Annotated in this window: 15 protein-coding genes; 8 read left to right on the plus strand and 7 right to left on the minus strand. The window is 39.6% G+C overall.

What is annotated here, in order from left to right:
- Positions 1-23 precede the first annotated feature (23 nt).
- From AA650_RS21270 to AA650_RS21280, 3 genes are all read left to right on the plus strand, one after another.
- Positions 24-257, plus strand: coding sequence for a 2Fe-2S iron-sulfur cluster-binding protein (locus AA650_RS21270; RefSeq protein ID WP_442853947.1), 234 nt, complete (start codon positions 24-26; stop codon positions 255-257).
- 796 nt (positions 258-1,053) lie between these two features.
- On the plus strand, positions 1,054-1,401 hold the full coding sequence (locus tag AA650_RS21275) for a hypothetical protein (protein ID WP_053540560.1): 348 nt from the start codon (positions 1,054-1,056) through the stop codon (positions 1,399-1,401).
- A 34-nt stretch (positions 1,402-1,435) separates the two neighbouring features.
- Complete coding sequence (locus tag AA650_RS21280) at positions 1,436-1,795, plus strand: hypothetical protein (RefSeq protein ID WP_053540561.1); 360 nt, start codon at positions 1,436-1,438, stop codon at positions 1,793-1,795.
- A 182-nt stretch (positions 1,796-1,977) separates the two neighbouring features.
- On the opposite strand, the gene AA650_RS21285 is transcribed toward AA650_RS21280, so the two are convergent.
- Positions 1,978-4,068 carry a serine/threonine-protein kinase gene (locus AA650_RS21285; RefSeq protein WP_053540562.1) on the minus strand — a complete coding sequence of 697 codons (2,091 nt, stop codon included), beginning with the start codon at positions 4,066-4,068 and terminating at the stop codon, positions 1,978-1,980.
- A 115-nt stretch (positions 4,069-4,183) separates the two neighbouring features.
- Complete coding sequence (locus tag AA650_RS21290) at positions 4,184-5,893, minus strand: serine/threonine-protein kinase (protein WP_053540563.1); 1,710 nt, start codon at positions 5,891-5,893, stop codon at positions 4,184-4,186.
- A 478-nt stretch (positions 5,894-6,371) separates the two neighbouring features.
- On the opposite strand from AA650_RS21290, the gene AA650_RS21295 reads away from it, so the two are divergent.
- Complete coding sequence (locus AA650_RS21295; protein ID WP_053540564.1) at positions 6,372-7,874, plus strand: phenylacetate--CoA ligase family protein; 1,503 nt, start codon at positions 6,372-6,374, stop codon at positions 7,872-7,874.
- Positions 7,875-8,035: 161 nt separating this feature from the next.
- On the opposite strand, the gene AA650_RS21300 is transcribed toward AA650_RS21295, so the two are convergent.
- The 3 genes from AA650_RS21300 to AA650_RS21310 all read right to left on the minus strand — a co-directional run bounded on the left by AA650_RS21300 (position 8,036) and on the right by AA650_RS21310 (position 10,068).
- Positions 8,036-8,968 (minus strand): cobalamin-binding protein, encoded by a 933-nt coding sequence (locus AA650_RS21300; RefSeq protein WP_053540565.1) that lies wholly within the window; start codon positions 8,966-8,968, stop codon positions 8,036-8,038.
- 382 nt (positions 8,969-9,350) lie between these two features.
- Entirely contained in the window at positions 9,351-9,869 is a 519-nt protein-coding gene (locus AA650_RS21305; RefSeq protein WP_053540566.1) for a hypothetical protein, read from the minus strand.
- The gene (locus AA650_RS21310) at positions 9,859-10,068 is read right to left on the minus strand and encodes a hypothetical protein (RefSeq protein WP_053540567.1); all 210 of its coding nucleotides are present in this window, start codon (positions 10,066-10,068) and stop codon (positions 9,859-9,861) included. Before AA650_RS21310 ends, AA650_RS21305 begins: the two co-directional genes overlap by 11 nt.
- Before the next feature lie 204 nt (positions 10,069-10,272).
- Between AA650_RS21310 and AA650_RS21315 the strand changes: the two genes are divergently transcribed.
- Positions 10,273-10,614: a hypothetical protein gene (locus AA650_RS21315; RefSeq protein ID WP_081424301.1), complete on the plus strand. Its 342-nt coding sequence runs from the start codon at positions 10,273-10,275 to the stop codon at positions 10,612-10,614.
- Between the two features lie 56 nt (positions 10,615-10,670).
- Here AA650_RS21315 and pruA read toward each other — a convergent pair whose 3' ends face one another.
- The gene (gene pruA, locus AA650_RS21320) at positions 10,671-13,649 is read right to left on the minus strand and encodes an L-glutamate gamma-semialdehyde dehydrogenase (protein WP_053540568.1); all 2,979 of its coding nucleotides are present in this window, start codon (positions 13,647-13,649) and stop codon (positions 10,671-10,673) included.
- A 246-nt stretch (positions 13,650-13,895) separates the two neighbouring features.
- Here pruA and AA650_RS21325 point away from each other — a divergent pair, with 246 nt between their 5' ends.
- A complete protein-coding gene (locus AA650_RS21325; protein WP_053540569.1) occupies positions 13,896-14,114 on the plus strand; it encodes a hypothetical protein in 219 nt (72 codons plus the stop codon).
- Positions 14,115-14,921: 807 nt separating this feature from the next.
- On the opposite strand, the gene hisIE is transcribed toward AA650_RS21325, so the two are convergent.
- Positions 14,922-15,572, minus strand: coding sequence for a bifunctional phosphoribosyl-AMP cyclohydrolase/phosphoribosyl-ATP diphosphatase HisIE (hisIE, locus tag AA650_RS21330; protein WP_053540570.1), 651 nt, complete (start codon positions 15,570-15,572; stop codon positions 14,922-14,924).
- Positions 15,573-15,709: 137 nt separating this feature from the next.
- Between hisIE and hemL the strand changes: the two genes are divergently transcribed.
- Both hemL and AA650_RS21345 read left to right on the plus strand, forming a co-directional pair.
- Positions 15,710-17,008, plus strand: coding sequence for a glutamate-1-semialdehyde 2,1-aminomutase (hemL, locus tag AA650_RS21335; RefSeq protein ID WP_053540571.1), 1,299 nt, complete (start codon positions 15,710-15,712; stop codon positions 17,006-17,008).
- A gap of 293 nt (positions 17,009-17,301) precedes the next feature.
- A complete protein-coding gene (locus AA650_RS21345) occupies positions 17,302-18,909 on the plus strand; it encodes a serine/threonine-protein kinase (RefSeq protein ID WP_053540573.1) in 1,608 nt (535 codons plus the stop codon).
- Positions 18,910-19,116 lie beyond the last annotated feature (207 nt).

Genomic DNA, 19,116 nt, shown 5'->3' on the forward strand with positions numbered 1-19,116 from the left:
AGCAATAAAAACCTGTTATAACTATGCAAATTAATTTTTTACCAGATGATATTACTGTCAATGCTGAAGTAGGAGAACCGTTGTTAGATGTGGCGGAACGGGCTGGGGTATCAATTCCTACGGGTTGTCTGATGGGGACTTGTCACGCTTGTACTCTAGAGTTAGATGATGGGGAAGTTATTCGGGCTTGTATTACCGCAGTTCCACCGGGAAAAGAGAAGTTGACGGTGCATCTTTTTAGTGATCCAACTTGGTAATTATGTTTTGTTTCGCGCAAAGATGCTAAGAAGCAAAGGCGCAAGGAAGAAACAAGCCTGTATATAAGCAGAATAGGTATATAGTATGTCTAGCAATGGTTTCTTGTCAAGGATTATGCTATTTATACTAAACACGGGTGAGATTTAAACTTTTGCCAAATGACAAAGAACCCAGATGTGTAGGGGTAAAGCAAGAGCTTCATTGGTGTCAACTTAGGCTACAGATGGCTTATTTGTTGGCTTCCACACCCACCCAGAAATGAATTTCCGGGCTAATAGCGAAAGTAAACTAAAGTTTACTCAAAAATTTCTGGGTTATTTAGTCATCAAAAGACAACTTCTGCTATTAAGTAGGTGAACACAATAAAACCAAACTGTGTAAAGAAATGTAAAATCGCCCAAACCCTCTTCACTCTTGCCTCTTGCCTCTTGCCTTTTGCCTTGCCATAACGACAATTTTCAACGCTCACCTACTTAGACTGGGAATTCATTCCCAGGCGGGCTATGGGTTTTACGTTAATGCTATTAGGGACTTCCAAGAAATAAATTATCCTGATTAACGAACCACAGAGGCGCAGAGGACACAGAGGAATAAGGGTTTGAGAGATTTTTGCGTTAGGTGGTTGAGTATTTTTTTATTTGGAAGTCCCTTAGACTGGGAATTCATTCCCAGGCGGGCTATGGGTTTTACGTTAAGTTGACACCAATGAAGCTCTTGCTTTACCCCTACGTTTAGAATCAAACAATCAAGCCGTTTTGAGTATAATACACAAATTAAAGACTGAAATCCTACTTAATGAACAACACACCAATTATTCTTTATAGACAAGGAAATGCCAATTCCCCCAGAATGGATAATGTTCGCCCTGATAAAGATATTGCTTGCTATGATCAGGATGGGGAAGTATGGGTTATGACTACTTTAGCAGATGGGGAATCAACAGGGGGAATATCAACATTTGCTAATCCAGGTTATGGTAAAAATTGGTGGCAATTACAAGCAGGAACAAAAATACCAGAACAGCTAGAATTAGTTAATGACTATGATAATCACTGGCTGTGGAAACCCATTCAAGATATGCCATTGGAGGATTATAAAAAAGAATTACAACAGATAGGTACGTATTTCTCTAAAGTTAATTAATAATAGTTACAGTCATCATTGGAAGGAATTAGCTATGGATTTATCATTTAAAGATATCAAGTTCATGATCGAAGCTGTTGATAATTTGATGGTAAAATACCAAGAAAGAATCAATCAAATTGAAGACTCGGATGAATATGAAGATGAAGTTTCTGATCTAGGAAATGATATAATGTTTTTATCATCTCTTCGCAAAAAAATAGATGATAGTCTAAACGATAGTGTTAGTCCGCAAGTAAATACTTCTATTTTCACACCACTTTCTATTGGGAGGAGAAAATACAGTAAAGAGGAAATCCTAAAAGCCGACTCAAAGCAGTTAGAAGCAATAATAAAGGCATCAACCAATCACCCCACCGCACATATAAAGTCTGGGTTTGATGAGGATAAATAGCTTCACTCTTTCTTGGTAAGCCATACTCTTAGACCTCACAGATACAGCACTTCCCCATGTTATGAGGTACAAGAACCCCACCCCCAACCCCCTCCCCGCAAGCGATGAGGGGGTTATGATATACGTCATATAATTGGAAACGGCTGTAATTTTTATGGCTTACGCTACGCTATCCGTAAGTCCTAATTATTTTCAGGTGTGGGTGTTTCTGTGAGAGTTGGTTCTTCTGTTGGTTCTTCTGTTGGTTCGGGTTCTGGGGGATTTTCTGCGGTTAGGGTGAGTTGATAATCTACGGATTCTGAGGCTGTGGAAACAACAACAAATTCATAAAATCCTTTTTCTGGTAATGTTGCAGATATCGTCCGTGTTTGAGAGTCTTGTAGTAATGGGTTTTTCCCAGAGGGGGAATAAATTGAGAGTAAGACTTTGGAATTTGCTTCTAGTTTCACTTCCATATTTTGGTCTTTGGCTAGTCCAGCAATAAAAACTTTACCTTTTCCTGGTTGGAGAGTTCCACTCACTGTTTTACCTGTAGCGCCTTCAGGAAAGACTATTCTTTCCAATATACTTTTGTCAAGAATGGCGTTAAGTTGATCATTGACAAATGCGTACCAAACTTGTCCAATGGGTTGTTTAATAAAATTTTTACTCTTTTGTTCGGGAAATTCACTGAAAAAAGCGGCATCACCTAAATCATATAAAGACCGACTACCAACGTTGATTTGATTGATTTGGGCTTTCCAGGTGGCGCGTTCATCCCCAGTATAATTTCCCAGTTGACGGCGGGAGTCAGCAGTGATGGCTGTTAGCTTTTCTAGGACTTCGGCGGCGGTTTTATCCCATTCAGCTCGTAAATTTTCATCTTCTGGATTATCACTAAGAATACGCCCTTTTAAATTGGGATATTTTTCTCGAAAGAGTTGGTTTACTAGTCTAACATAAAATTGATAATTTATATCTAATTCTTCACGGAGAATGCTCAATTTTTGTTTGCGTCGTCTTTCTTCCGGTGAAAAAGTTACTTCTGTTTTTGCTGTTTCGGTGGAATGGGGACTGGGTAAAATTATCGGGTTATTTCCCTGTAAATTGTTGGTAGGGGTTTTAAGTTTTTGCCAATATAAATAACTCCCAATAGTCAGGAAAAAAACGAGAATCAAAACATTTTTTCCTGTCCAAATACCTGGTTGGGGAGGAGTGGGAATCATCACGGGTTCAGGAACGGGGATTTTCGGGGGAGAAATAGCAACTGTAGCAGATGTGGGGGGTTGAGTTTGCGGATAGCTAACAGATTGAGGGTTGAGGACTTGGAGAAGTTGACGGGCTGTTTGATAGCGTTGGTGTAACCCGCCGTAGGCATCGCTCGCAATTGGTGATAACATTTTGTCTATGATTTGTCCAAGTGCGGAACTGAGGCTGATTTCCCGTCGCCATTGCCAACTACAATTATAAGTATCAATTAATTCTTGGGGTTGTTTACCTGTCAGTAAAACTAACGTTGTGACGGCTAAAGCATATAAGTCACTGTGGGTGGACACCATACCAGTTTGCATCTGTTCTGGGGGTGCAAATCCTATTTTTCCTAACAAAGTGCCATTTGTGGGAGATGCTATTCCCCCTGTTTGGTAATATTGAGAGGCGACGGTGGCGGCTACTTGTTTAACACCTCCAAAATCAATTAATACTGGTAATTTATCACTACTCCGAAGCATTAAATTATCAGGAGAAATATCACGATGAATAACCCCCAGGGCGTGAATATATTCTAATACTGGTAAAATTTGCTGTAATAATTGGCGGATTTCTATTTCTGTAAATTTTAAACCCTGTTTTTGCCGACTATTTAATAAGGAATTATAAGTTTCACCATCTATATAATCTTGAACTAGAAAAAGACTTTCTTTCCCTTGCAAGTTGATCCGTAATAGTTCCCGAAATCGGGGAATTTGAGGATGTTGTAATTTGTAAAGTACACTTGCTTCTCGCTGAAAAAGTTCTTCGGCTTTTTGGACAATGTAGGGAGTTTGTACCTGGGGAAAAAATTCTTTTAAAACACAAGCTTCTCGAAAGCGGTTAAGGTCTTCTGCTAAGTAGGTTTTGCCAAATCCTCCTTGACCAATTTGCCGAATAATAACATAGCGATCGCCTAAAGTTTGTCCCGCTTGAATACCTTGATTTCCAGATATCGGTACGCTGCCAATTCTGTCTCCACATTGGAGACAAAACCTACTACCCGACGGATTTTGATGCCCTTGAGAACAGTATATATTAGTCATTGGTCATTGGTCATTGGTCATTGGTCATTGGTCATTGGTCATTGGTCATTGGTCATTGGTCATTGGTCATTGGTCAGTTCTGACAAATTACCTATTACCCATTACCCATTACCCATTACTTATTTTCTACTTTATCAGATGCGATCGCATACCAGATTTGCAGAAAAGTTTTTTGATTTAGTTTCCCGCGTTCCTGACCAGGAAACAACGGGTCAAAGGTCTGATATGTATCTGCACGTAAATCCTGAAAAGATTTATAATTACCTAATTTTCCCGCTTTGGCTAACTGTTCCCAGCGTTGGGAATCCTGTTGACTATAACTACCTATTTTCTTTCTAGCAGGTTCACTTAAATTAGCCTTTTCTAGATTATTTAATAACTTATTAGCGATCGCATTCCATTGTGATCTCAAAGCTGCGTCTTCGGGGTTTTGAGTTAACTTGCGGTTGTTTAATTCTGGTTTTTCGGCATAAAAAACTTCATTAACGGTATTAGTAAAAAATGCCGGAGAAATTTCTAACTGTTGTAGACGACTAAACACCTGTTGAATAGTGCGATTAGTTTGATTTTTTTCATCTTTAGAATCATGCTTAGATGGGATTTTGGGAAGTTCAACTTGCGGAACTTTAATTGAGGTTATTCCCTTAACTGCAAAATTTCCTAAAGCAAACATACCCGCACCTGTTGACAACATTACCGTAGTCATAATAAAGCTAACCATAAAAGGACGCAACCATTTTGGCATGGGTATTTTCTGAACAAACAAACTTGTCTGATTGTGGACACCACCATGAATACTGCGAACCCGCTTTATTCCTGGTGCTACCACCTGTGTTTTCAACTTAGTAATATAGGGATTGGGATTATTGTTAGAAGTTTGCATAATCTGTGGTGTAGATGAGGTAGATGGTAAAGGTAAATCTTTAATAACTTGTTCGGCTTTTTGATAGCGATCGCTCGGCTTATATGCCAACATCTTTTTTAAGACAGTCTCTAATTTGGGACTAACCTTAATTTCCTTACCCCAAAGCCAAACCCCATTAAAGCTATCATAAAGTAAATGTGGTTCTTTCCCCGTCATTAATACCAAAGCCGTCACCCCTAACGCATAAAAGTCACTGTTCTTATAAACTTTTCCCTGAAGTAACTGTTCCTCTGGTGCGTATCCCTTCTTACCTAACAAAGTCGCATTGACAGCCAATTGTGTCCGCCAAAAACCCTGAGAAGCTGGTAACTGTTTAACCCCTCCAAAATCAATCAATACGGGCAAATTATCACTTTGGCGCAAAATCAAATTATCCGGGGAAATATCGCGGTGAACTATATCTAAAGAATGAATATAAGTTAGCACAGGCAGAACATTATGTAGTAAATTAATTACCTCCTCCTCACTAAAAGACTGTCCTTGACCCCGACGCTGTTCAAATAATTGGTCATAATTATCACCCTCAATATAATCTTGCACCAAAAAGAAAAAATCCTTAGTCCCAATTTTGGCGGAAAAAGAAGCATGAAACCGGGGAATTTGGGGATGTTGGATTTTTTTGAGGACACTTGCTTCCCGTTCAAACAGTTCCTTAGCCTTTTGTAACTCCTGGGGTTTAACAACATTGGGGGCAAATTCCTTTAAAACGCAAGTTTTTCGAGATTTTTGCCGATCAATCGCTAAATAACTGCGGCCAAAACCACCTTGTCCTAATATCCGCGCAATTTCATAACGATTATCAATAACTTGTCCCACCGTCAAAGGTAATGCTTCACCGCACTGGGTACAAAAACGATGACCGCCATTATTTATGTGTTGTTGACTGCAATATATTTGCATGATCCGGGGAGATAAATGGAGAGTTATCAATGGCTACAAAAGCAACGAGGTAATTTACAGGAATATCCGGTAAGCGTAAAGCTCAGTGAGAGTGTCAAGTTCCCGCAGCCTCTAACAGCTAAAATTTTTCTTTAAAACTCAAACCTCAGTGCGTCTTTGCGCCTTTGCGTGAGACTAAAATTCATACCCTTAATCAGCAAGGACGGGCAGGATGCCCATCCCACAAAATTGGGTAATTTATTTTTTGGTGTTCCCTTGTCTCTTGTAGAGTGCGTCAGACCCGATAATTTTGTAAAAAACAGATTTCCTTTATCTGACGCACCCTACTCTTATTCCCAAAGCCGAAAACGACGCAATTTCGTTTATTGATATGATGGTAAGTTTGTACAGTGGGTAAATCCCATAGGTTACTAAAAAATTGCATTTATAGATAGAATTCTGAGAAAGAACAACCAGATTTTTTGGACAAACCAGCTTTATGAAACCACAAATATCAACACCAAGGGCAATCTTAGGATTAGAATATTTTATCTCAACTCCCTTAACAGACAAACTAAAACAGCACCTGAATATTGACAGTCAAGAAATAGCTTTGAGATTATTTCAAGATGTAGCTGCTAGTGTACCCGCTTATCAGGCATTTTTAGCAGAACGAGGCATAAATCCTCAAAATATTCAAACATTAGCAGATTTCCAAAACTTACCAAAAATTAATAAAGAAAATTATATTTCCCGTTATTCTTTGCCCCAATTGTGTAATAATGGAAAAGTAGGAAGCTGTGATATGATTGCCGCTTCCTCTGGCTCAACGGGTAAACCTACATTTTGGCCACGTTTCATCACCGACGAACTAGAAATAGCTACCCGCTTTGAACAAATTTTTCATGATAGTTTTCATGCCGATACTAAACCCAGTTTAGCAGTAATTTGTTTTACCTTGGGAACTTGGGTGGGTGGAATGTTTACCACTAATTGCTGTCGTCATTTAGCCGCTAAAGGTTATCCGATTACCGTCATTACCCCAGGGAATAATAAAACAGAAATTTTGCGAATTGTCCAAGAATTAGGCGGTAATTTTGAGCAAGTTGTTCTATTAGGATATCCACCATTTCTCAAAGATGTGATTGATACGGGTATTGCCAATGGAATGCAGTGGGGACAATATCACATTAAATTAGTCATGGCAGGGGAAGTATTCAGTGAAGAATGGCGCAATTTAGTTGGAGAAAGAATAGGTTCTCAAAATCCCTATGATGATTTTGCTTCCATGTATGGAACAGCAGACGCAGGAGTTTTAGGGAATGAAACCCCTTTAAGTATTTGTATTCGGCGGTTTTTAGCAGCCACACCTGCCGCAGCTAAAGCATTATTTGGAGAATCCCGATTACCTACTTTAGTTCAATATGATCCTTGCAGTCGTTTTTTTGAAGTAGAAGATGGAAATTTACTATTTTCTGGGAATAATGGTGTGCCTTTAATTAGATATAGCATTTTTGATCAAGGTGGCTTAATTACCTACACAGAAATGCTAGAATTCTTAGCAGAATGGGGTTTTAATCCTATTACAGAATTAAAAAATCATCGCGGAATTCACCAATTACCTTTTGTCTATGTTTTTGGACGTTCTAACTTTACAGTTTCCTATTTTGGCGCAAATATTTATCCAGAAAATGTCACAGTCGGACTAGAACAACCAATCATTAGAGAATGGGTAACGGGTAAGTTTGTTATCCAGGTAAAAGAAGATGCCGATAAAAATCGCTTTTTATCTGTAGTAGTAGAATTAGCACCAGGAATTGAAAATCAAGAGGAAAAAAGATTATCTATTACTGCGGCTATTCTTGCCCAATTATTGCGTTTAAATAGTGAATTTGCGAATTATGTTCCTCTACAATATCAAACTCCTGTAGTAGAATTAAAACCCATTGGTGATACTGAATATTTTCCTATAGGTGTCAAACACAGATACAGCAGAAGCTAGTGTCAACTTAAGGCTTGGCGAATGGAATTCGCTGCTATACAAACAAAGTCCGCCTGCGCGGACTAACGAAAAAACCAAGGATTTGAAACCCACGCAGGTGGGTTTTGCTTGTGTAGACGCGGTTTCTAACCGCCCGTTTAACTTACCCTTGATGGCAATAATTACAAAATTTGCCAAGCACTACCCTTATAACCATAGTCAAAAATATCTGGGTGCAATATTTCTGCTAAAATTTCCACAGAATCTACTAATCGCGGACCAGGACGGTTAAAGTAAGCGTTACCGTCGGTAATAAATACTCTTCCTGTTTGAGCAGCGTGGAGTTTTTTCCATTCTGGACGTTGAGTTAATAATTCTGCTTCTTGCTGAGTTCGTTGCAAATCAAAGCCACAGGGCATGAAAATAATCACATCTGGATTACTATCTACTAATGTTTCCCATTTGACATGAGCAGCAGGTTTACCAGTGATGCTAAATAATGGTCTTCCTCCTGCTAAGTTAATTAATTCAGGAACCCAATTTGCAGCAGTCATCAAAGGATCAGTCCATTCAATGCACACGACTTTAGGCAGTTCGGCGGTGGAAAGTCCTTGTAGTCTACGCTTGCAAATTCTGACACGGGCTTCTAGATTCTCCAGTATTTCTACTGAATCTACACCAAATGCGTGGCTAACCCGTTCAATATCACCCCAAGTATCCTGTAATGTATTGGGTTGTAGAGAAATAATGTGTGGCGAACTGTGGGTAAGTTGGGCAACTGCTTTTTCTACCTCCGGTAAACTGACGGCGCAGACATCACATTGATCTTGAGTGATAATATGGGTAGGGTGCAGTTTCTCTAAAACATCCACTTTGATTTTGTAAATACCCAAGGCAGATTGTAATAGATTGTCGGCTTCTTTGTGAATAGAATGGCTATTAGCGTCACCATTCAAACGCGCTTGGGTACAAACTGGAAGATTGACGATTTCGGGAGGATAGTCACATTCATGCGATCGCCCTACCATAGCATTAAACAAGCCCAGTTTGGCCACAATTTCCGTAGCACTAGGAACTAAAGAAATAATTCTTATATCGTTACTTGTATCAATCATAGTCTCACCCCCCTGGGAATAGGAGTCAGGAGTCAAAAATAGAGAATGGTGTTAAGTTGTTTTTAACAGATATTTCTACCTTCATTCTTGCATATTTTTAGAGAGATGGTATCTATCTTAAGGATGTTACTATTTGGATTTTGCGCTAATACGAAAACAAAAGTGTTTGTTTTAAGCAAGGCACGCAGTTATACATTATTAATTAGTAATTATAATTTGAAACGGAAATTGTATCTGGATCTAAGTAGGTGAACACAATAAAACCAATCTATGTAAAGAAAAGTAAAATCGCCCAAACCCTCTTCACTCTTGCCTCTTGCATGAGTGCCTCTTGCCTTGCCATAACGAAGATTTTCAATGCTAACCTACTTAAATATCCAGACTAATAAGGTTCATGAATTGATTTACATTCCCAAAACATTCCCGGACCAACGGTTAAAATTTGCTCATTTGGCATCATTAATTCCCAATAAGCAAGTCCAGAATCATCTTCTAAATCTGGTTTTAAAATTAGTTCGTAACCACCCTCAAATGATAAAGTGAGTTTCATATCATGACTATTAGCAGGAATAATAAAATTAGTCAGTTTTTTGTTTTCCAAATACTGTAAAAACGTTTTAGCATATTTGGCAGCATTTTTATTATTTACGAACATAGATGAATGACCGAAAAGATTATCTCCTAGCATTAAATACCAAGGTGTTGCCCTAGTGCTAAGTTGCCAGCTTCCTTTACGTAAATGTGCTAATTTAGGATGATTGTAGGCAGTCATTTCACCAAAATGTAACTGTAATTCATCCCCATAACTAAATGTAATTTGATGGCAAGTTTCGCCAATAATTGGTTGAATAATTTGATTTAGATTTAGTATGGAATTAGCAAGAGATGTTTTAGGAGTCATAATTAATATCCTCTAAAAATTCTTTAGCTTTCTGACGGAGTTCTGAATAGGTAAAATCACCTCTATCGTTTAAAGTTCCACCATAACCATTTCTTTTTTCTTCCTCCAGAAATATACCAAAAGCATTTCTTAATTCTGCTGACATCCGAAATTCTCTAGCAATTGAATTAACTTGTTTAATATCATCTTTTTTACCCATAAATATAGAGAAACCCTGATTTCATATTTTAACATCAAAATATCATAATTTGTCAGAATCAGGATTTCCAGGATTTAAGGATTAACAGGATAAAAAAGATCCCCGACTCATGTCATAAAATTGATGGTATGAATAACATTTTTATTTTGCGCTTAGATGAAAATGTGCATGATTTTATTCTAGACATAGACACACAGTTACGCTATGCTGGAAATACAAACAATGATTGGTGTGTCTATGAAAATAAGTCAACTATTAAAAATAGCCCTAGTTCCCATCTTGGCTATATCTACCCTTCTATCTATATCAAATACAGCACTAGCAGACTATTTGAGAGGTGAAGGTAGAGGAGGTGACTATATTTACGAATTATGGTCTACTGATGATGGTAGCAGTTACTACTTAAAAATTTGGTCTGATAAAGCAAATCCCAAAAAAGATCCAGCCTCTAAAACTAGAGACTTTAAATCTAGTAGAGAAGCATTAATTTATTTTGATTGTAACTACGCTGGTAAAAGCTTACCTGAGTGTCCCAAAAATAGATAATTAGTTTGAGATCCCCGACTTCTTTGAGAAGTCGGGGATCTTTGTGTATTATAAAGTTAGTCTGCACCCTCAATTGGGGCAAAACCTTGACGCTGGATGTTTTCTGTGATGTGGCGTGGTTCTAGGAATTGCAAGAGGTAATCTGGTCCGCCGGCTTTGGAACCGACTCCAGAAAGTTTGAAACCGCCGAAAGGTTGACGGGAAACGATCGCTCCAGTAATATTTCGGTTAATGTATAAATTCCCCACTTCAAATTCCGCTTGTGCTTGTTCAATGTGGGAAGGTGTGCGAGAATAAAGACCACCAGTTAAAGCGTAGTTTGTACCATTGGCAACGTCTATTGCTTCTTGAAAATCTTTCACCCGAATTACCGCTAAGACAGGGCCAAATATTTCCTGCTGGGCGATAACTCCATTTGCGGGTACTTCCGAAAAAATCACCGGACCGATAAAATAACCTTGACTGGGTGCGGGTAATTCTAAGGCGACTTTTGCTTCTTGTTTACCTTTTTGAATATAATCCAAAATGCGATCGCGCGAAATAGCATCAATTACCGGACCAACTTGGGTACTGGGTAACTCCGTCTCCCCAATATTCAAGGATTTTGTGGCTTCTACCAACCTTTCCACAAAAGCATCATAAATGGGTTCAAGCACAATCACCCGTGAACAAGCAGAACACTTTTGACCACTATAACCAAAAGCAGATTGGACAACGCCGACAACAGCCTGGTCTAAATCAGCACTTTCATCAACAATGATGCCATTCTTGCCTCCCATTTCGGCAATTACCTTTTTAAGATGCTTTTGACCAGGTTTGAGAATTGCGGCTTCTGCGTAAATTCTACAACCTACTTCTTGAGAACCAGTAAAAGCAATCACATGAGTATCAGGATGATTAACTAAATAAGCACCGACTTGAGAACCCTTACCAGGAACGTATTGAAAAACACCTTTAGGGATTCCCGCTTCTATTAAAATTTCCGTCAACTTCGCAGTAATAACAGAAGAAGTTTCCGCCGGTTTGAGTAAAGTACAATTTCCCGAAACCAAAGCAGCGACAGTCATACCGCAAGCAATAGCCAAAGGAAAATTCCAGGGAGAAATCACAATAGCGATACCTTTCGGCTGGTAAATATAACGATTGGTTTCCCCAACCACATCATAAATTACACCCTTATCCAACCGTTCCATTTCCGCAGCATAATAAAGACAAAAATCAATAGCTTCCGAAACCTCCGCGTCAGCTTCCTTAACAGGTTTTCCCACCTCCAAAACTATCCAAGCCGAAAGTTCAGCGCGTCGTTCCTCCATTAACTTCCCTGCTTGACGCAAAATATCAGCCCGTTGCTTGACTGGAGTTTTCTTCCAAGCAGGAAAAGCAGCCTTAGCAAACTTCATTGCTTCCTCAGCCTGTTCAACACTCAGCAAACCCACCTTACCAACAACCTGACTAAAATTAGAAGGATTAAGAGAATCAACAAACGTTGTAGTATTCACATATTCCCCATTTAGTAAGGGTAAATAAGTTTTCCCCAACTGCTGACGGACATTTTCAAAAGCTAAACTCGACTTATTCCTTCTTTCCTCTTCCGCAAAATCTGTATCCGCAACACCAACAAAACCTTCCTTCTCCTCTTGGCGACTTTGCGCCTTTGCGTGAGATATAATTGGTGCTGCTAACAACTCCTCAACGGGACGATTTTCCAGATTTTGCCGGAGAAAAGAACTATTTGCGGTGTTTTCTAATAAACGACGGATTAAATAAGACATTCCTGGTAACAAGTCACCGTAGGGACAATAAACCCGCACGCGATAACCTTTATCTACCAAAGCTTTGGCGATTTTATCACCCATGCCGTACAGAACTTGCATTTCAAAACGACGACGGGGAACATTGAGATTTTCCGCAATTGCTATGGCGCGAGATTGCGATCGCACATTATGACTACCTATGGCAGAATAGACATACTGATGATTTTCTAGCAATAGCTGAGTTATCGCCTCAAAATTGGCATCGGTGGCGACTTTATCATTATAAACTGGTTGTGGCCAATGCTTTTGAGTAGCTTTGATGGTTTCTTGGTCCCAATACGCACCTTTAACTAGACGAATGGTGAGAGGATAACCCCGTTGTTTTAACCAAGCAATAATATCTCTAGCGTCTTGTTCACTATCCCGCAGATATGCTTGTATTGTCATCCCGATATCAGTACGTTGACGAAATTCCTCTTCCAGTAATAGCTTTTTGAGAATATTGAATGTGATATTTTTATAGGCGTATTGTTCCATGTCAAAATGGACTGCTGCACCTAATTCTTGAGCGCGACGGAGTAAAGTCCGAATATGATTGCTGACTCGTGCTTCACTACCTTGGGCATCCAAAGGATCAAATTGGGAATAAAACGCCGTTAATTTGACAGAAACCTGGACTTTGGGGATATTTTCGCCGTCAGCTTCATCAATAGCCGGAATTTTCCCCCAATTTTTGGATGCTTCCACCAACTGCTGCATCAATTCCAGGTATCTTTCTAAATAAGATTGCGCTTCTAATTCAGTAATTACCGCTTCACCGAGGAGGTCAATGGTGAAAGCCATTTTGTCTTTTCGCAGTCTCTCAACGGTTTTGATGACTTGCTTGATATTTTCCCCAGAAATATATTTATGTGCTAAAGTTTCTACCGCAGTTCCCACTGTTGTCGCGGCTACCTGTGCGGGCATAGAATCAGGGTTAGCAAAGTTTAAGATTCCTTTCAAAGCTGCGGGTAATTCTACGGAATCATCTCCCAAATATTCTTGCAAATGGGAGGCAATTTCTGATTTACTATGTAAAGCGGGCAAGGTATCTATGAACCGAAATAATTGTACTCGTAAACCTGGATTACTCATAGCCCAATCGAGCAATTTATCATCCCAACGCATTTGATCCCGTAAAGCAGCCAAAAATGAGCGATTTTCCTGGGTAGCAGCTAGAACTTGTTTAGCAATTTCTTGGGTTTTCGCTTCGTAAGTGTTGTTTTCTACTTGTAATACCATAAATTTTTTAGTTGTCAGTTGACGGTTGAGGGTTGACGGTTGTTTCCAAACGAAATTTTTCTGGAGTAATGTTGAATGATTGCGTAATAACAAACTATGGTGTTACTTGTAACTTAGTAAACACCATTTTGTAAACCTTCCTAGTAATTTTGAATGTGATTTTATTGAATATTTAGAAAAATTGGACTTTAGCAACCTTGGGAATAGGGATAGTTTGTTTGACAGGTGGTACAAAAAAGCCGACAAATGCACAATAAGAAAGATGGCGGAAAGAAGCAAGCGCTGCTGCAAGCAATTCGCAATGCGGAAATTCTAGCAGATAAAACTAAGAAAAACCCAGAGCAGCAATGGAATTTAGTTATTCATTGTGAAACAGCAGATCATAAATCAGATACCTTGAGTTGGTCGGAGTTGCTTAAATTAGCTACAACTAATGTTAATACAATTATATTTAGGGCTTGCTGAATAAGTTGTCTGCGAGGACAGGGAACTCTTAACTTTTAACTGGGAACAGTTTTAACTGTCTGGATATCCTCATGACTAAACAGCTTGTTTCATAGGGGATAGAGCCTGAAAGCCACGTTGAAAAAAGAGGTGCTTATTGCCATCATTGAGGTGACAGGTTTAACTGGTACTTTAGGACTCAATAACGTTACAACTACCTTGGTGTAGCTTCTGGTATCCTTTAGGCAAACCACGTTGTAGAGACGTTTCATGAAAAATCTCTACATCAGCATTAAACCATCCTGTAATTGATGAGATATGTAAGGGTAAAGCAGTGCTAAACCCCTAGGATATATCTAAGTTCAGGAGTATGGCTAACGCCACGCTGCGCTATCAGGGGGTAGGGGAGAATTAGCATTTTTTTTAAATTCATCTAAGATTGTATTAATAGTTATTTGGTTCTTCGGTTATTTTTATGGAAACCCTGGTTCAAAATCATTGAAAGCCCTATTGTGTAGGCATTTCATTGAAAATATGGAAATAATTGTTTATAACCCTTGTCCCGTAAGGGTTTTGTTATCATCAATCCTCAATCACCATAAAAGAGACGCAAGAGCCAGTTGTTTTTAGGTTTTCTATTTTGTCTGAATCAGGATTAAAGGATTTTTAGGATTGTGATTTGTGGATTGTTGGTGAATTTTGTAATTCATTTTTTGTCTGAATCAGGATTTTCAGATTTCATTCTACCCAACCTACAATTTTAATTATCATCCTGTACATCCTGTACATCCTGGTTATCCTGATTCTGACAGTTATTAATAAATTAGCCTATTTCCTTCTTTCTTGTAACTTGCGATAAACTGCTTTTAAATCAACCTGATGATGAGCCAAAGCTACAAGAGTATGATAAAATAAATCCGCAACTTCGCCAGCGATCGCATCAGCATCATCATCTTTACAAGCCATAACTACCTCGGCACTTTCCTCACCAATCTTTTTCAAAATCTTATTATCACCACCAGCCAATAACTTACAGGTATAGGAATCTTCATTGGGGCGATCGCGGCGATCGCAAATTACCGCAAACAATTGTGATAAACTATCACCTGGTGGTGGTGTCACCGTGCCATCAACCTGATGAAAACAACTACGTTCTCCAGTATGACAAGCTACATCACCCAACTGCTCCACCCCGATTAACAGAGCATCACTATCACAGTCATAACGAATAGTTTGTACCTTCTGAATATGTCCAGAAGTTGCGCCCTTGTGCCAAAATTCCTGCCGGGAACGACTCCAAAACCAAGTTTCCCCAGTGTCCAAAGTCATTTGCAACGATTCCCGATTCATCCAAGCCATCATTAACACAGTTCCATCCAAATAATCTTGGATAATTGCCGGCACTAAACCCTTGTCATCGTAGCGAATTTTTTCCACAGGGATAGCAGATGAAAGCGATTTCAGTTCAGAAGAAGACATACCAGTTAATTTACAATAATTCTTTGACTCAAGATACCATTTTCAGCTAATCCCATACCAGAGAAATTCACAAGCAACTTTTCACCCTATCCTAAGATAGAAGCTCAATTTTAATCACCACCTCATAGGAGATACCCTTGGTAAACACCACAATTAAAACCACAAAATCACAAGAAATCTTTGCTGCTGCTCAAAACCTGATGCCCGGAGGAGTCAGTTCTCCCGTTCGCGCTTTTAAATCCGTCGGTGGACAACCCATCGTATTTGATCGTGTTAATGGCGCTTATATTTGGGACGTAGACGGCAACAAATACATTGACTATGTTGGGACTTGGGGACCAGCCATTTGTGGTCATGCTCATCCAGAAGTAATATCCGCACTACACACAGCCCTAGATAAAGGCACAAGTTTTGGCGCTCCCTGCGCTCTCGAAAACGTTTTAGCCGAAATGGTCATTGATGCTGTTCCTAGCGTCGAAATGGTCAGATTCGTCAACTCTGGAACAGAAGCTTGTATGGCGGTATTACGCCTAATGCGAGCCTTTACAAATCGAGAAAAAGTTATCAAATTTGAAGGCTGCTATCACGGACACGCAGATATGTTCCTGGTTAAAGCCGGTTCTGGTGTCGCTACCCTGGGTTTACCCGACTCACCAGGAGTACCCAAATCCGTCACCGCCAGCACCTTAACCGCGCCTTTCAATGATTTGGAAGCCGTAAAAGCTCTATTTGAACAAAACCCCCAGGAAATCGCCGGTGTGATTCTTGAACCCGTAGTTGGTAACGCGGGCTTTATTACCCCTGATGCTGGTTTCCTAGAAGGACTACGGGAACTTACCCAAGAGCATGGTGCATTACTGGTATTTGATGAAGTGATGACAGGCTTCCGTATTGCCTACGGTGGCGCACAAGCCAAATTTGGTGTTACCCCCGACTTAACCACAATGGGTAAAGTCATTGGTGGTGGTTTACCAGTCGGCGCTTACGGTGGTCGTCGTGAGATTATGTCTATGGTTGCCCCCGCAGGACCAGTTTATCAAGCTGGGACTCTTTCTGGTAATCCTTTAGCCATGACAGCGGGAATTAAAACCCTGGAACTCCTCGGTAAACCCGGTACTTATGAGTATTTAGAAAAAATTACTAAACAGTTAACTGATGGATTGCTAAAAATCTGCTCAGATACAGGTCATGCTGCCTGTGGTGGTCATATTAGTGCCATGTTTGGGCTATTCTTCACCGCAGGTCCTGTACATAACTATGAAGATGCCAAAAAGGCGGATACAGGTAAATTTGGTCGTTTCCATCGCGGAATGTTAGAGCATGGTATTTATCTAGCCCCATCTCAATTTGAAGCTGGTTTTACTTCTTTAGCACATACTTCCGAAGATATTGAACAGACATTAGCTGCTGCTAAAGAGGTACTGTCTAGTCTGTAAATAGGTAATGGGTAATGGGTAATGGGTAATGGGTAATAAATTCCTTGTTTCCTGTTGCCTATTACCTGCCTAAGGGAACACCAAAAAATAAATTACCCAATTTTGTAGGATGGGCATACTATGGCTAACGCCACGAGAAATTTTTGGGTATTTTTTTAATTGGAAGTCCCTTAGGGGAATCAAAAAATAAATTCCCGCTTCATATAACCTGGTGTAAATTTGAATTTGCTCTCCATAATGTAATAAGAGCATCATTATTCCCCTGAAGCTGTTACGCAGCGAGTTTACATTGCATGAGCTATTGCGTAAATCCCACCTGTTCCCATCCTATAAATTCAGCATCTAGTCTAATATGTCAGGCTTGTGGCTCGAAATTACTGTTGCGCGATCGCTTTTGCGTAGTTAAACCCATCGGTAAAGGTGGTTTTGGGGCAACATTTTTAGCAGTAGAGCAAAATCTACCTGGCAAACCGCTTTGTGTAATTAAACAATTACGTCCAGCAAGTACAACTCCGTACATATTAAAAATGGCACGGGAGTTATTCTCCAGAGAAGCAGAAACTCTTGGTAAAATCGGTAATCATCCCCAAATACCCAGACTACTGGACTATTTTGAAGATAACAATCAATTTTACTTAGTGCAAGAATATGTGAGCGGTTTGACTCTCCAACAAGAAGTGAAAAAAAATGGAGTTTATAGTGAAACCGCAGTCAGACAATTTTTAAGTGAAATCATGCCCCTGCTCCAATATATCCACGAGCAACAGGTAATTCATCGTGATATTAAGCCAGCTAACTTAATTCGTCGTTCTCAAGATGCCAGATTCGTACTAATTGATTTTGGTGCTGTCAAAAATAAAGTTAGTCAAGTCATAACCAATCAATCCGAACAATCAGCCTTAACAGCCTATGCAATTGGTACTGCTGGTTTTGCACCTCCCGAACAAATGGCTATGCGTCCAGTTTATGCCAGTGATATCTATGCAGTAGGAGTAACTTGTGTTTATTTATTAACTGGGAAAATTCCTAAAGACTTAGAATACAATCCCACCACAGGGGAAATGATGTGGGAACATCTGGTACAAGCCAGTGACCATTTTATTAAGGTCTTGAGAAAAATGTTGGACGTATCCGTCCGCAATCGCTATCAATCCGCACAAGACGTACTTACAGCTTTAGACATGGAGCCATATTTAGATAGTTTAGCCCAAGGCTTACTCTCTAAACCCTCTGAACCTACTCAGAATCATTCTTCAAATGCTGGGATTGATTCTATTAGTTATACTCGTGGTAACAATGATAATGTTGCGAAACTAGCGGCATCTATTCGAGCCAGAAAAGACAAGACACCAGCACCAGCAGACACAGAATGGAAACATGGACGCAATCAGGGACGCAATCAGGGTAGAGAATTGGCATCTAAATCAGCCGCTAGAGGTGTAAATAACGCTGATGATCCATTCTCTGTGCGGAAATTAGATTCCCCAGGTCTTCTAGCAGCTTATGAAAAAGGAAGACGGGATTTTGCGGGCTATAATTTTATCCGGTTGAGTGTATCTAGTGCTAACTTATCAGGAAGCAATTTCCATGCTGCTCAATTTCAGAAACCTAATTTTCAAGCAGCTAATCTTCACAATACTGACTTTGGTAGGGCAAGTTTACAACAAGCAAATTTCAAAGATGCGGATTTAAGTAAGGCTTATTTTAGTAATGCTGATTTAGAAGGTGCGGACTTCAGAGGTGCAAACCTCAGTCAAGCTTATCTAAGTCAAGCTAATCTACGAGGGGCTAATTTATCCGGTGCTAATCTCACTGGTGCTAAGGTGACTGACGAACAATTGGCTGTAGCTAAAATGAATTGGTTAACGGTACGTCCGAATGGTAAGCGCGGTTTATTTTAATTAAAGAAATTGATGAGTTATAGCAAATTGTAGATTAATGAGGTAAATGATCTAAATTCAAAGCCAGACAGCAAGCCAGTTTTACTCCTGACTCCTGCTGTATAAGTATTCATATTTCTATCTCATTTTGTCTAAGGGAACACCAAAAAATAAATTACCCAATTTTGTGGGATGGGCATCCTGCCCGTCCTTGATGATTAGCGGGCA

Origin of the sequence: Anabaena sp. WA102, assembly GCF_001277295.1 — a bacterium.
Lineage (GTDB): Bacteria > Cyanobacteriota > Cyanobacteriia > Cyanobacteriales > Nostocaceae > Dolichospermum > Dolichospermum heterosporum.

Bases quoted from the DNA above. Each gene is read 5' to 3' on its own strand.
- pruA (WP_053540568.1), bottom strand. From the start codon at position 13,649: ATGGTATTACAAGTAGAAAACAACACTTACGAAGCGAAAACCCAAGAA.
- AA650_RS21290 (WP_053540563.1), bottom strand. From the start codon at position 5,893: ATGCAAATATATTGCAGTCAACAACACATAAATAATGGCGGTCATCGT.
- AA650_RS21285 (WP_053540562.1), bottom strand. From the start codon at position 4,068: ATGACTAATATATACTGTTCTCAAGGGCATCAAAATCCGTCGGGTAGT.
- AA650_RS21300 (WP_053540565.1), bottom strand. From the start codon at position 8,968: ATGATTGATACAAGTAACGATATAAGAATTATTTCTTTAGTTCCTAGT.
- AA650_RS21345 (WP_053540573.1), top strand. From the start codon at position 17,302: ATGAGCTATTGCGTAAATCCCACCTGTTCCCATCCTATAAATTCAGCA.
- AA650_RS21270 (WP_442853947.1), top strand. From the start codon at position 24: ATGCAAATTAATTTTTTACCAGATGATATTACTGTCAATGCTGAAGTA.
- AA650_RS21295 (WP_053540564.1), top strand. From the start codon at position 6,372: ATGAAACCACAAATATCAACACCAAGGGCAATCTTAGGATTAGAATAT.
- AA650_RS21275 (WP_053540560.1), top strand. From the start codon at position 1,054: ATGAACAACACACCAATTATTCTTTATAGACAAGGAAATGCCAATTCC.
- AA650_RS21325 (WP_053540569.1), top strand. From the start codon at position 13,896: ATGCACAATAAGAAAGATGGCGGAAAGAAGCAAGCGCTGCTGCAAGCA.
- AA650_RS21305 (WP_053540566.1), bottom strand. From the start codon at position 9,869: ATGACTCCTAAAACATCTCTTGCTAATTCCATACTAAATCTAAATCAA.
- AA650_RS21280 (WP_053540561.1), top strand. From the start codon at position 1,436: ATGGATTTATCATTTAAAGATATCAAGTTCATGATCGAAGCTGTTGAT.
- hisIE (WP_053540570.1), bottom strand. From the start codon at position 15,572: ATGTCTTCTTCTGAACTGAAATCGCTTTCATCTGCTATCCCTGTGGAA.
- AA650_RS21315 (WP_081424301.1), top strand. From the start codon at position 10,273: ATGCTGGAAATACAAACAATGATTGGTGTGTCTATGAAAATAAGTCAA.
- AA650_RS21310 (WP_053540567.1), bottom strand. From the start codon at position 10,068: ATGGGTAAAAAAGATGATATTAAACAAGTTAATTCAATTGCTAGAGAA.